18 protein-coding genes are annotated in these 11,946 nt (G+C 33.7%); all 18 read right to left on the bottom strand.

The features are described 5' to 3' along the window. Positions 1-316: 316 nt before the first annotated feature. The 18 genes from HMPREF1654_RS05415 to HMPREF1654_RS05330 all read right to left on the bottom strand — a co-directional run bounded on the left by HMPREF1654_RS05415 (position 317) and on the right by HMPREF1654_RS05330 (position 11,912). Positions 317-1,150 carry a hypothetical protein gene (locus HMPREF1654_RS05415; protein ID WP_003078057.1) on the bottom strand — a complete coding sequence of 278 codons (834 nt, stop codon included), beginning with the start codon at positions 1,148-1,150 and terminating at the stop codon, positions 317-319. Between the two features lie 23 nt (positions 1,151-1,173). Continuing rightward, positions 1,174-1,542 (bottom strand): hypothetical protein, encoded by a 369-nt coding sequence (locus HMPREF1654_RS05410; protein WP_003078032.1) that lies wholly within the window; start codon positions 1,540-1,542, stop codon positions 1,174-1,176. A gap of 29 nt (positions 1,543-1,571) precedes the next feature. Continuing rightward, positions 1,572-2,585, bottom strand: a complete 1,014-nt coding sequence (locus HMPREF1654_RS05405; RefSeq protein ID WP_003078046.1) for a hypothetical protein — start codon at positions 2,583-2,585, stop codon at positions 1,572-1,574. Continuing rightward, on the bottom strand, positions 2,582-2,791 hold the full coding sequence (locus tag HMPREF1654_RS05400; RefSeq protein WP_003078073.1) for a hypothetical protein: 210 nt from the start codon (positions 2,789-2,791) through the stop codon (positions 2,582-2,584). The genes HMPREF1654_RS05405 and HMPREF1654_RS05400 overlap by 4 nt, the downstream gene beginning before the upstream one ends. After that, a complete protein-coding gene (locus HMPREF1654_RS05395) occupies positions 2,784-3,209 on the bottom strand; it encodes a thioredoxin domain-containing protein (protein ID WP_003078013.1) in 426 nt (141 codons plus the stop codon). The genes HMPREF1654_RS05400 and HMPREF1654_RS05395 overlap by 8 nt, the downstream gene beginning before the upstream one ends. Next, complete coding sequence (locus HMPREF1654_RS05390) at positions 3,196-3,627, bottom strand: hypothetical protein (protein ID WP_003078021.1); 432 nt, start codon at positions 3,625-3,627, stop codon at positions 3,196-3,198. The genes HMPREF1654_RS05395 and HMPREF1654_RS05390 overlap by 14 nt, the downstream gene beginning before the upstream one ends. Positions 3,628-3,642: 15 nt before the next feature. Continuing rightward, on the bottom strand, positions 3,643-3,846 hold the full coding sequence (locus tag HMPREF1654_RS05385; protein WP_003078066.1) for a hypothetical protein: 204 nt from the start codon (positions 3,844-3,846) through the stop codon (positions 3,643-3,645). After that, a complete protein-coding gene (locus HMPREF1654_RS05380) occupies positions 3,843-4,394 on the bottom strand; it encodes a hypothetical protein (protein WP_003077996.1) in 552 nt (183 codons plus the stop codon). Before HMPREF1654_RS05380 ends, HMPREF1654_RS05385 begins: the two co-directional genes overlap by 4 nt. Continuing rightward, entirely contained in the window at positions 4,391-4,750 is a 360-nt protein-coding gene (locus HMPREF1654_RS05375; protein WP_014829647.1) for an HNH endonuclease, read from the bottom strand. The genes HMPREF1654_RS05380 and HMPREF1654_RS05375 overlap by 4 nt, the downstream gene beginning before the upstream one ends. Before the next feature lie 10 nt (positions 4,751-4,760). Beyond that, entirely contained in the window at positions 4,761-5,552 is a 792-nt protein-coding gene (locus tag HMPREF1654_RS05370) for a DNA adenine methylase (RefSeq protein WP_003078075.1), read from the bottom strand. Positions 5,553-5,560: 8 nt separating this feature from the next. Beyond that, entirely contained in the window at positions 5,561-5,749 is a 189-nt protein-coding gene (locus tag HMPREF1654_RS05365; RefSeq protein WP_003030140.1) for a hypothetical protein, read from the bottom strand. A gap of 110 nt (positions 5,750-5,859) precedes the next feature. Continuing rightward, a complete protein-coding gene (locus HMPREF1654_RS05360) occupies positions 5,860-7,353 on the bottom strand; it encodes a primase C-terminal domain-containing protein (protein ID WP_003078069.1) in 1,494 nt (497 codons plus the stop codon). After that, positions 7,307-7,474: a hypothetical protein gene (locus tag HMPREF1654_RS05355; RefSeq protein ID WP_155115199.1), complete on the bottom strand. Its 168-nt coding sequence runs from the start codon at positions 7,472-7,474 to the stop codon at positions 7,307-7,309. Before HMPREF1654_RS05355 ends, HMPREF1654_RS05360 begins: the two co-directional genes overlap by 47 nt. A 20-nt stretch (positions 7,475-7,494) precedes the next feature. Further along, positions 7,495-7,776: a hypothetical protein gene (locus HMPREF1654_RS05350; protein WP_003078009.1), complete on the bottom strand. Its 282-nt coding sequence runs from the start codon at positions 7,774-7,776 to the stop codon at positions 7,495-7,497. A gap of 153 nt (positions 7,777-7,929) precedes the next feature. Further along, positions 7,930-8,268 carry a hypothetical protein gene (locus tag HMPREF1654_RS05345; RefSeq protein WP_003030145.1) on the bottom strand — a complete coding sequence of 113 codons (339 nt, stop codon included), beginning with the start codon at positions 8,266-8,268 and terminating at the stop codon, positions 7,930-7,932. Beyond that, positions 8,265-8,768 carry a hypothetical protein gene (locus tag HMPREF1654_RS05340; RefSeq protein ID WP_003030146.1) on the bottom strand — a complete coding sequence of 168 codons (504 nt, stop codon included), beginning with the start codon at positions 8,766-8,768 and terminating at the stop codon, positions 8,265-8,267. Before HMPREF1654_RS05340 ends, HMPREF1654_RS05345 begins: the two co-directional genes overlap by 4 nt. Positions 8,769-9,568: 800 nt before the next feature. Beyond that, a complete protein-coding gene (locus HMPREF1654_RS05335; RefSeq protein WP_003076491.1) occupies positions 9,569-10,855 on the bottom strand; it encodes a peptidase U32 family protein in 1,287 nt (428 codons plus the stop codon). A 127-nt stretch (positions 10,856-10,982) separates the two neighbouring features. After that, entirely contained in the window at positions 10,983-11,912 is a 930-nt protein-coding gene (locus HMPREF1654_RS05330; protein ID WP_003076400.1) for a peptidase U32 family protein, read from the bottom strand. Between the last annotated feature and the right edge of the window lie 34 nt (positions 11,913-11,946).

The following is an 11,946-nucleotide window of genomic DNA, read 5'->3' as shown; positions in this document are numbered from 1 at the left end:
TTTTTATCTTTTTTGAATTGAATTTGCATATAAATTTTTCCAATTTCTTTTTGAAGAGTTTCTTCCGCAAGTTTCTGTTCTGCTTCCAAAGCGATAACTTTTGCCTTTGATTCTTCAAGCTCTGATTTAATTTTATTGATGTTCTTTTTTGCCATTTTAGCACTCCTTTATATTCTATTTTATTTAGTATAAGAGATATTCTTTTTTTAGTTTTTAATGGGACAAATCAGAAAAATAATTTTTAACTTGACAAAAATAAAAATTATTTTAATATAAAAAGACACCCCCTAATATAATTATTAGGGAGCAGCATATTTTAAAAATCTTTCTTCAGTAAACCTTCAGCGTTTTTTGTAAAAGCAGCCTTTCGACTAAGTTTAAATTTAATTAGTATGTGACCAAAATCTTCCTCAATTCCAAATGGATAAACCCTAAAAACAGGATAATAAATCGTGTCTACATCCATAAAAGCCCGTTCCTTTTCTTTCTCAAATGGCACTGCTTTATAACTGATACCTGTAATTACTTCTCTATTTAGAAAACTTAATTCGACAACTCCCTGATACGTTTTTTTGATCACATGTTGGTTCATCATTTTCATCCGTTTGTCCGCATCTTTTTCATCCGCATCTGTGTAAAAATTGCACTCTGGAGGTAGCTCATCTGTTGTTTTTCGGATTCCTAAATAAGTTTTATTGAGCACATTTTTGAAGAGATGGACCTTAAATAATCTCGGTTGGATGACAATTACCAGTATTGTCAAAACAAGACTAATGAACCAAAACGTAAAGAAACGATTGACCAAAAATTCTGTCAAAGTATGTTGTTTAATATAGACATTACCAGCTAGAAAGAATAAGGACATTACTCCTAACAGAAGAGGGTTTTTCATCCGTCTAATTTCTTTTGAAAAAATCGTATAGATAACATCTGTCGTTATTTTAAGCATGACTATTAATTCTAAAACTCTTACTGTAAATAATTGGATATCTTGCGGCATGTAATAAGTCAGCAATCCTAAAAAAACAGCTGAGAAAAGATAAAATTGTCCCTTAAACAAGAATTTTATCAGCCAGTTCAAACCACAAATCAATGATAATTTGATTCCATTCTTATTTAGTTCTTTCCATTTTTGAGTGTAATTTTTCATGATTTTTTTCCTTTCAATCTAACTTAATTGACCAACTTGTTTCCGGCAAAAACAATGAGTGTATCTTTGATTTTTGTGAAGTTACTCCATAAATCTCCATCTAGTCTTTTTAGATCAATAACATAAATTTTATGATCATCCCATACAGGCTTCTTAATGGTTATTGTAAAAGCTTGTTCATCTATGATAATTTCCCCTATAGCAAGATACATTGAAGAAAACATGTCCCCTGTATGTCCAGTCTCACTATTATAAGTTATTCCATTTTCATCAATGTCTAACATCACCCATCTTTGTTTTCTAAACAATCCTTTTGTACTTGTAAATACTACACGGTGTTTTCTAATAGGTTGTTGTCCTTTTGGTGCGAGTTTTCCATATATTTTTTCCATAATTTTTACCTCTTTACTTCCGCATTTTGTTATTTCATCTCTACAGTCTCTATCGGACTTGAAAATTCAAATGTACCATCTTTGACAGCTGCCTTCTTCTTTTCTAACGAAGTTGTTTTTTCTTTTAAAATGTCTATATTTTGGTTAGCTGTTTCAATAGAACGATTCTTCGTTTCTGTATCAGAATCAATCTGTTCAATGTCTTTTTGATTCTTGGTTAAGTCATCACCTGATAAATATTTTGCTTCTGTCAGCAAGCTTTCTTTAGAAGACTCATTATCTTTGATGAGTTCTTTTAGTTTTTTTATCGATTGAGTCAATTTCTTCATCTGCTCTTTTTGAAAACCAATTTCTTCTTCAATTTCTTGAAGAGCAAATTCTTCACGAGAAATATTTTTAACAGTTACTATTTCCATTTTTTTGTTTTGTGGAGTGACAAAAAATTGAACCACATTTTCTGAAGATTTATCTTCTTGTTTGAAGCCTTTAAAATCATCATCTGATGAACTAGATGGCGTAGAAATATCTACATCAATTTGATTTGTAGTCACTCTATTATTTTTAATATCAATCGCAAAAGCTCCAAAACCTTTCGGAACATTTTTGATAATGACGGATATTTTTTTATCAGTAATTGGAATTACTTCCATACTTGTATCAGAAGATTTATGTTGTGCATATAGTTTCCAATTTAACCTTTTACTATCTATTCCACGTGCAATAGATGAAGTAGAATCCGTTGTTTCAAACTGAAGAACAATCACTCCTGTTTTTGGAGAATAGATTTGTTTAACTAAACTAATTTCTCCTGTTCCGTTTTCAAATACTCGCTTAGTCGCAAGTTGGTCTGTTGTAAAGGTTTGACGCTGCGGGGAAAAAATAGCGCCTAATAACAGACTACTCCAGACAGCTAACAGAAATGAAAAAGTAATCAATTTTCGCTTCACAACATTTTCTTGACACCATTCTTTTATTCTGTAAAAGAATTGAATAACTGCACTTTCTTGAAGTTGTTTAATCAATTGTTTTATTGTATCTATCATTTTTCTTGCCTCCACTCACGAAGATGAATTTTACTATCTGGATAAATGATTTTTAAAAGCATCATCAACACTAAAGAAGCTCTGTAGATTCGTTTCTCTTGTTCAAAGTTCCGAATAATCGTCACATGAAAAAGTGGAAAAAACCAAGCTGTCAGCAGAGCAGACATTGTGATAACATGCCCGATAAAATTAAATAAATTACTCACGGAATGCCTCCTTTATTGCTTGTTTATTAGCTGCGAAATCTCCCTTGTTGTTCTTTTTAGCATACAAGTAAGACTTGATAACTCCTTTACGAATAGAGACTACGGTAGCTGCTTTTTTTACCTCATATTGATGCACTAATTTTTGTCCCTCTTTCGTTTGAATATTGATATAAAACGTTGGATAATCACTCTTACTAGCAGCTTTAATCACTGCATTTTTAGCAGCTTGACAATAAGGACAAGTCTTTTTATAAAAGACAAGCTGAACATTTTGCTCAAGTACTACATCGTTGTATTGCTTTTGAGTTAAATGACTGTCATAAGGGGTATCAAACTGGAAACCGCTATAAATAGCCATACCAAACAATAAAACTAATCCAAATATTCCGATCAGAAACATTAGTTTATTTTTCATCATGATTCCCTCCTTCTTCTTCAAGAAAATCAAATAAATTGCCTTGAATCATTTTAAATTGAGCCAATTCTTTTATTTGGCTGTTTAATACTTGAAAAGTATTTTGCATTTTCTTTTGGAGCTTTGGATCAAAAGAATCAAAGATATGAACAATTGGAAGCATTGGAAGATGATCATTCTTTTCAGCTTTCAATAGACTAGATACAACATTGTCTGATTTAATAATATGATCTACTCGAATTAAAGCAGGAATACTTGTAATGACGTCTTGGTTTTGATAGAAAGTCAAACAAATATCTCCTTCAGCAATAAATTCATAATCAGAATGTTGGTCATCCATTTTAAAATAATTAGCATCTTCTTCTTGACCTACGCCTGTTAAATAATAGCCACGAAGAATTTTATATTTCTTTTCAGTCATTTCTACTCCTTCTTTCTAGCTGACTTTATGAAACCGAAACGGTGCATCATAATAATTTGACAAACAAGTAAACTTCTTAGTTGTCGAAATAGGCTCTTCTTTGTGGTAATGCTTCTGAATATACTGACAAGCCAATCCTTGACTTTCAAAAACCAAAATCTTCTCTTCACTATCACGAACATAGTCCCCTAATAAAAAGCTAAAGATAATATATTTCATTTGTTTTCCTCCTTGTATATTTTTACCAATTCACTGTCTTCAGCAAGTCTATCCCTATCAATACTCTCTACAATATAGATCAAAGTGATAGTAAGGAAATAGCTTATCATAATTAGAAAACAGTAGGAATATGCATATTTTTCTCTCAATTCCGGAGCTGTAGAAATAAAGTGAATTTTATCATCTACTGTACCGAAACCAGCTTTAGATGTATAAGTAACATAAGTGCTTGACAAGAAATTGACTTTTAAAGGAGAAGAATACCAACGAAGTTTGGTATAGGTTTCCAAATTGATAGGAATAGTAAATACATCTTTATTTTTATCATACTGACTCAGAGTAATTGTATAAACTGTTTTTTCATTTTTGGTTCCAATGCCTTGAGTTTGACTTGTCAGACGAACAATCCGATAAATATTGTTATTCTGAATTTTATTAGCAGCAAAAATATCTATTAGACAATAACTAATGATACCAAGCACAATGAAAAGAATTGTACTTCTCACAAAAGCTGATGCAAATAAATCTCTATTTATTTTTAATTTCATTTTGTTTTCTCCTCTAATTTTTCAAAATAAAATTTTCCATCAAATGGTTTGATTGCAATAATTCCATATTTTTCACATAATCTCGGTAAGAACGGAAGAAGTAATCTCTCGTGAACGGACTTTAAATTGTTTCTAAACTGTTCAATCGTAAATACAGATTTATAATGGTTACACTGATGGCAAGCTGGCATATAGTTTCCTTCCTCATCTAGACCACCTTTTTGAAGTGGCAAAAAGTGATCCACTCTCATAGATTTAAAACTTATCTCACATCCACAATATGCACAATGATGATTGTATTTTTGTAACACCTGTAACCTCATTGTTTTTGATATATGTTTACGCTTAATCGTCATGTATAACCTCCTAAAATAGTTCTAGCTGCTTATTAGGCTGAAAATTCATCCAAAGAACCTCTACTCGTTTCAGACCACCCTCTGCCAGCGATGCAAACTCTATTCTTTCCCAATTAGATAACCGTTTATTATAAAGTTCGCTATCATAACCGCTAAGTAATATTTTTGCCTTAGACTGGTTCAATTCTCCTAAAAGTTCTATATGATCTTTATCTTCCATCTCAACAGTATATTGTTTTCTAGCTCTGGTACTTAATACGTATGGTGGATCAACATACATACAAACATCTTTCCGACTAAATTCTTGAATTAAATCTAATGCTGGCCGCTTTTCAATTTGAACTTCTTTTAAGCGCAAGGCTGCCTCTTGAATAATTCCAGGTAATTCATTCCAATGCTTAACTGCATAAGATCGTTCACGACCATTAACATCTCGCTTCCATCCTGATTTCTCTGTATTTCTAAAACCATGTGACATCATGGAACGAATGAGGAAACTAAGAGCTTTTTCTACTTCATCTTTTGGACGAAATTCCCAAGCTCTATCATAAACAGCTCGACTATAAGGAGTTAAAAATACTTTTTTAGTCAGCTCTTCTGGACAACTTTGAATCACTTGAAACAAATTTACGACATCTTCATTCAAATCATTAACCGTTTCAATTGAACTTGAAGGTTTATTAAATAAAACTGCTCCACTTCCAAAAAATGGTTCTAAATAGCTCTTATGAGCTGGAAACAATTCAATAATCTTATGTGCTAGGTTCCATTTACTTCCTGGATACCTTAGAATTGATTTCATAATTACTCTCAACCTTCCTTTTCATATAATTCAATAATGAATCTTATATCATTATTTAAAGCTACAAAATCCTCTTCAGTAGAACTAGTATGTAGCAATAATTCATATTGACTTTTACAAAGTTCTCCTAAGCTCTTATTTATGTTTATAAGCTGATAAAGATTTTGTTCTATCTTCTTTCTTAGTTTTTCTAGCATAGAAATATTCTCCTACTAATAGATTATTATTTTTTTACATCTATTTTTCTGCTCACAAATCCCTCACGGTATCCTAGATATAATGTAATGGGAGTTTGCGGGTTTTCGATCTAGCCTACGTCAACCTCAAACAAAGAGACTTCTTGAACCTGTTTAAAAGCCATCTCTGCTCTTTGAAGTACCTGTTGGATAAATCCTAATCTTTCTTCAAAGAAAGTGGCTATATTGGCAAAATAAGCTTCCTGACGCTCTCTTTTAATCTGAATAACAGATAAAAGAACAGATTTGATAGAAGCAATTCGAATACCTCCACCTCGACCAGATTTTACTTTCAAAAAGATTTTTTGTTCTTTCTTCAAAACTTTCAATACCTTATCTAAACTTCTTTCTGGAATTGATAGTTCCTCTCGTATCGTTTTCTTTGTCGTCTGAAGAAATGGATCAGTATCTTGTGACAGACTTTCTAAATAGTTCATGACATCACTTTTCCATTCATGCAGATGACTATTTTTTCTTGCTTGTCGAGGTTTCTTAAACTTCTTCCAACCTTGTCGAATAAAAAGATCACTAGTTGTTAGTTTCTTATCCACCCAAGCTTTACAAAGCAAGAGAACAAAATCTCTACTAGCAGCTTCGTATTTCCCAGAATAAGCACTTTTGACAATCTTCAGACATTCGTCCTGAGAGAGTGGTTCGTCCAATCCTGCATTGAATTGTCCCAAAACTATCTCACAATCGCCCTGAGAGACACCTGATGAATAGTTCGCAAGCGCTAAAGTGAATAAGACATTGTTTCTTCCCATCAGGGCTTTAGCTCCCTTGATATTTGATTCATTCATCAGCATTCTATACCAGGGCTCATCAATTTGTTTTTTGCCTTCCGTTCCTGTGATAACAGTTAGATTTGCTTTCCGTTTTGAAAAGCTAAATTCTGACTGTTTCATAGACCATTGAAGCCATTCTTCAAACGAGTAGGTATACTCTTCAAAAAAGAATTCTACGTTGTCTGTTCGAGGAATTCTAGCGATTCCAAAGTGATTGCAGGTTAAGTCAACTGGAAGATGTTTACTAAAATGATTTCTTAAATTCTGAGAGATCTCTTTCGCAACTTTGATGACTTTGAAATTTGAATGAGCAGTCACGTAAGCTGGCTCTTTCAGTGCAAAGTAAGCTTGATAACCTTTGTCAGATTTTAAAATGAGCGTTGGCATAAATCCTAAATCCATTGCCACATTCAGGATGTCTCCAGAGGACATTTCTTCAGCTGATGAAGTAATATCAAAGTCAATGTAAAAGGTGTTAATTTGTCTAAGATTCTCTTCATTGTGTCCTCGTGTAATTCGTCGTTTTTTGTCACTATAAGCTCCATATCGATAAACATTTGGTGTCCAATGAGTAAATCTATCTCGATTCTCTATAATCGCTTCTAACGAGGTTAAAACGACTCCAGTAGCATGAACCATATCATCTTTAGAACGATAGCCAAAAATAGAACCTTTATTCTCTTCTTCAGGAGAATTTTTAGGTCTTAATTGACTGTTCTTAAACTTATAGTTTCTAATCCCATTTTTTAAGATGAGATGGTAAATTGTCTCTAGCTGCATAATTCTCCTTTGTCTTTACCCCAACCGTAGTAGCAATGGCTACAAAGCGTCTCTGTTTCATCAACCCACCAGCATGCTCCATGTGCCTCATCAATACAAGGTCTATTCCAAGTGCAACCACATACTTTACAAATCCCAGTGTTATGTCTCTTTTTCTTCATGTTTCTTCTCCTCATCTGCTAAGGCTTGTTCATATGCTTTCCAGAAATCATTTAGCTTGCCACTTATTGGCAATTCTCCGTAATCGATGTAACATTGAATCGCTTCATCCAAATTAGTAGAATTAGTTCCTGCAAATGGTACTGTTTCTAGATCGACTGCTGTATTGTCAAGTATAGATGATTTTAGTCGATCCAATAGGATAACTCTGCTTCTCGCATTTTTTAAAGTTTGTAAGAATACTTTTCTTTCTGTAATAGCCATATCAGTCTGTCTCCTCTCTTTCTTTTTAAACAACTTCAGATAGATATACTTATCCTAATCATGGCTACTTCTCATCAGATATCAGCTGTTTTAATTTGCTAGGAAAACCATTTTCAATCCAATCTTCAATCATTTGATCTATATTTTCCTGATTTATAACCCATCCTCAATTTCCAAAAAAGTTGAATAAGCAACTATTTCTGATAATTGTTCTGGTGAAAAAAGCCCTACAACTTCCCATGAACTACAACTCTTTACAAGTTTTTTTAATTGTTTAGAGAGTTCGACGATAGCATAACGAGGAATATATTCACAATCTTTTAATAGTCCTATTCTATCTAGCAAAGAGCTAACTTCAGCCCTAATATTTCTTGCCGATATTGCTTTTGCATACAAGCTACCTCTCATACAATAAGAATAATACAGATCTAGACTATTTTTTACTTGTTTTAAAGACTTCTCCATAGAAATAAATATTTCTTCTTGTATCATAATTCTCCTTTCAGTTTCATACTTCCTGGTAAATAATTTTTTGACTTTGCATAACCAGCTTGTAAATCTTGCTTATTATAGATTACTGCAGGATGAGTCTCTACATATTGACTACGTTTCCATTGACTACGCAGTCGTTTAGCAGATCGATTCATCTTTTTTTCGATTTCTGCAAAACGAAAGCCTAATTTAAGGTATGTTATAACATCTTCTTCAAAACTCTCTTTATCAGATTGCTTTCTAACTTTTGTTTCAAAAGTATTTTCTGTATCATCTTCTCTAATACTTATCTGATATTGAATGTAGAGGCTTCTCATCTCTTCTATTTTCTTTTGCCATTGTGGGCTATAGCGTTCACCTGAATACTTATTTACTAATTCTCTTACTGGACTTTTGAACTTTAGCTGAAATCGATCAAATTCTCCTAAATCAGCGAACGGGTCAATGAAGCCTAATGGTTCACTCTTTATCAACTGTTCATAAAAAATATTTTTTTCCATAGCTATCACTCTTCATTCATACTTTAATAAATATTTGGATAGTCAATACTGAAATAATGTGACTTAATTTCTTAAAACTAGTAATAAGGGATTTTTATATTTCATCAACACTTCTCCTTTCCTACTTGTTTTAAACAAACAAAAAGAGAGTTGAATAATCAACTCTCTAAGTTACTTAAACATTATAAATATTGAATTTTTTTCTGATTCTACAAACTCTTACCACTTAGAGCATACAAAAAACTCCTAGTTACTGTATTTCTACAGAAAGCTAGGAGCCGTCTCTATTTGCTAATAAGTGATAGATAGACTTTCAGAAAAGAACTTTCTGAAAAGAGATTCTTATGATGATTCCATCGTTATTTTATTAAAGAATGATTTTCTTGTCCACAATATATCAAAAACAAGTTTATTCATCTAAAACAATAGTGGTTTTTTACCAAAGCGTGAAAATCATTAAAAAGCTTTTATCGACTACATCAAATAATATTCTTATTTATTCTTTCACTGCGTTCTCGATACGCGATGCAGTTCTACAAACCACTACATGCCATCTTCAGAAATATTATCAAATACCTCCAATTAAGAAAAACAATTAGCAAATAGAAACTAATACATCATAAACGATTTAAAGCATGAACATTCCAATACCCATTGGAATCATCCCTTTCTTATCTTTCTTCAACTATATTGTACACTTTCTTTTTCGAAAAAGCAAGCGTTTACATTCGAATTTTTAAAATATTTTTTTACAAATAAAAAGAGGCAGAATTAATAATCTCCCCTTTTCAATGTAGATTTTATGCTCTTACTGTGACGCTTGTTCCATCTTCTTTGTAAAGATTTATCAGTCCTTCTTTACGACTACGTACCATATCGCCTGGATAAACCGGGTGCGGCAAGGAGATGGTCAACAATTCCATTGGATTTGGAGCACGGTCAATTTTATTCCCATCTGAATCATGTAAATCTGTAATTACCCCATCAAAATGCCGGAAACCAGGACCATAAAATTCGACTAGATCACCTTCATTGATGACATTTCGTTGTCGAATAGTCGCTGTTTGTGTGGCAGAGTCATAAGCCACCACTTCTGCTACAAATTTATATTGCGGAATTTTTCGTCGTGCTCCAAAAAGTTGCTCATTTTCAGTCGGTGTGTGATAATAAAATCCTGTCGCCAACTCACGCTGCGCTACTTTCCACATTTCATCTACTAAATCTTGCTTGATCGCTTCAAACTTTTCTGGACTTTCAAGATAAGCATCAACTGCAGCTTTATAACAATTTGAAACAGTGGATACATAGTGAATAGACTTCATACGCCCTTCAATTTTCAAGCTATCCACTCCATTTTCGATCATATCTGGAATGTGATCAATCATGGACATATCAACAGCTGACATGGAGAATTCTTCTGGAATTTCCCCTTTTAAGCTTTTGCGCTCTTGCCCAAATGGCATATCGTACAAATCATATTTCCAACGACAAGATTGTGAGCAACCTCCACGGTTGGCATCGCGCATACTCATGTGGTTGGATAAGGTACAGCGTCCTGAGTAAGAAATGCACATAGCTCCATGAACAAAAGCTTCAATCTCAACATCAGTATGCTTGCGGATTTCTGCTAATTCTTCCATGGAAACTTCACGTGCCAAAACCACACGCGTTAAACCTAAATCTTTCCAAAATTCTAGCGTTTCATAGTTTGTCGCGCTAGCTTGTGTTGACAAGTGCACTTCCAAACCTGGCGCTTCTGTGCAAGCAATGGCAATCAAAGCTGGGTCTGACACGATAACGGCAGAAATTCCAATATCACGTAAAGTCCGGAACCATTCTCCAGCTCCTTCTTCATTTCCTTCATGTGTTACCATGTTCGCAGCTACATAGACTTTAGCGCCATGCTCGCGAGCAAATTGAACGCCCTCTTCCATTTCTTCAAATGTAAAGTTTCCTGCACGACTACGCAAACCATAGGCTTGTCCACCAATATACACAGCATCCGCTCCATAGCGAATGGCCACTTTTAATTTTTCCAATGTTCCAGCAGGTGCCAAAACTTCTGGTCTTTTTAAAGTTTTTGTCATATCTCGCTCTTTCTAAATTCTATTGCTTAGCCTTTTTATTTTATAGCAAAAAAGACGTGAAAGCAAGCTAAAGGAATCAGAATTTAAAAGATAAATAAGCAGTCACAATTGTGACCACCTATATTCTTTATTTCACCTGATCCGGATCATAGTCATAAAAACCAGTATCTAAGAAACGATTCTTTGGATGTAACTGATGAACCTGTTCATCCAAAAGGAACGCTTGGTCTGATGTGAATTGATTGAGCTCAATCAATTCACGCGCTTGCACAAAAAGTTTGGCAATTTCAACAAAATTGTGTCCTGGCGTATAAATTCCTTCTAGTTTCCAATGTGTGAAACCATGTTCTACCAATTCACGCAACTTGGTCATCATATCCAAATCATTATTTGCAAAAATATGAGTGCCATGATTATCCTCAAAAATAGAATAATGACTTTCTGGATCGCTTGGCTCTGCAAGGAATAAATCACGCTCACGGTTCTTTTCATCATTAATATGAGTGAAATTATAATAATTCTGCAACAGTGGTCGTTTAGAATGATGAATGACGCTCGCACCATAGACTAAAATTTCAACAGGGATTTCTAAAATCTCTTGCATTTTGAATAATTCTGCCGATGGAATTTCGCGTGCTAAAACCGCCTCTGAAGCACCTGCCTTTTGTCCCCAAAAATTCACTTGACGACTGCTAGCAACCATGGTCGAGGCATCATAAATCGTCTTAAATGGATAGCCATCACGTTTTAATATATAAAAAACACCAGCATCTCCCACCGTTATATAATCTGCTTGAATCTCCACTAAAAACTCAAGAAAAGGCTTGATTTGATTCATCATTTCCTGATGCATCAAGGAGTTGACAGCAACTGTCAACTCCTTGCCTGCTTCATGCACAATAGTTGCAATCTGACGCAGTTCATCATAAGAAAAAGTATGGGGTAGACGAAGACCATACTCTTTTTCTCCAACATATATGCGATCTACACCTGCTTTTAAAAGCTCTTTTACTTGCTCCACACTCTCAGCAGTTGCTGTAATGATAATTTTTTCCATAGTGAAATTATATCATATTTTCTATTTTACTTCT

The organism is Streptococcus intermedius SK54 = ATCC 27335, assembly GCF_000413475.1.
GTDB lineage: Bacteria > Bacillota > Bacilli > Lactobacillales > Streptococcaceae > Streptococcus > Streptococcus intermedius.
This window is presented reverse-complemented; position numbering and strand designations above follow the sequence as displayed.

Coding starts and splice junctions, on each gene's coding strand:
- HMPREF1654_RS05415 (WP_003078057.1), bottom strand. CDS start 1,150: ATGAAAAATTACACTCAAAAATGGAAAGAACTAAATAAGAATGGAATC.
- HMPREF1654_RS05410 (WP_003078032.1), bottom strand. CDS start 1,542: ATGGAAAAAATATATGGAAAACTCGCACCAAAAGGACAACAACCTATT.
- HMPREF1654_RS05405 (WP_003078046.1), bottom strand. CDS start 2,585: ATGATAGATACAATAAAACAATTGATTAAACAACTTCAAGAAAGTGCA.
- HMPREF1654_RS05395 (WP_003078013.1), bottom strand. CDS start 3,209: ATGATGAAAAATAAACTAATGTTTCTGATCGGAATATTTGGATTAGTT.
- HMPREF1654_RS05390 (WP_003078021.1), bottom strand. CDS start 3,627: ATGACTGAAAAGAAATATAAAATTCTTCGTGGCTATTATTTAACAGGC.
- HMPREF1654_RS05385 (WP_003078066.1), bottom strand. CDS start 3,846: ATGAAATATATTATCTTTAGCTTTTTATTAGGGGACTATGTTCGTGAT.
- HMPREF1654_RS05380 (WP_003077996.1), bottom strand. CDS start 4,394: ATGAAATTAAAAATAAATAGAGATTTATTTGCATCAGCTTTTGTGAGA.
- HMPREF1654_RS05375 (WP_014829647.1), bottom strand. CDS start 4,750: ATGACGATTAAGCGTAAACATATATCAAAAACAATGAGGTTACAGGTG.
- HMPREF1654_RS05370 (WP_003078075.1), bottom strand. CDS start 5,552: ATGAAATCAATTCTAAGGTATCCAGGAAGTAAATGGAACCTAGCACAT.
- HMPREF1654_RS05365 (WP_003030140.1), bottom strand. CDS start 5,749: ATGCTAGAAAAACTAAGAAAGAAGATAGAACAAAATCTTTATCAGCTT.
- HMPREF1654_RS05360 (WP_003078069.1), bottom strand. CDS start 7,353: ATGCAGCTAGAGACAATTTACCATCTCATCTTAAAAAATGGGATTAGA.
- HMPREF1654_RS05350 (WP_003078009.1), bottom strand. CDS start 7,776: ATGGCTATTACAGAAAGAAAAGTATTCTTACAAACTTTAAAAAATGCG.
- HMPREF1654_RS05345 (WP_003030145.1), bottom strand. CDS start 8,268: ATGATACAAGAAGAAATATTTATTTCTATGGAGAAGTCTTTAAAACAA.
- HMPREF1654_RS05340 (WP_003030146.1), bottom strand. CDS start 8,768: ATGGAAAAAAATATTTTTTATGAACAGTTGATAAAGAGTGAACCATTA.
- HMPREF1654_RS05335 (WP_003076491.1), bottom strand. CDS start 10,855: ATGACAAAAACTTTAAAAAGACCAGAAGTTTTGGCACCTGCTGGAACA.
- HMPREF1654_RS05330 (WP_003076400.1), bottom strand. CDS start 11,912: ATGGAAAAAATTATCATTACAGCAACTGCTGAGAGTGTGGAGCAAGTA.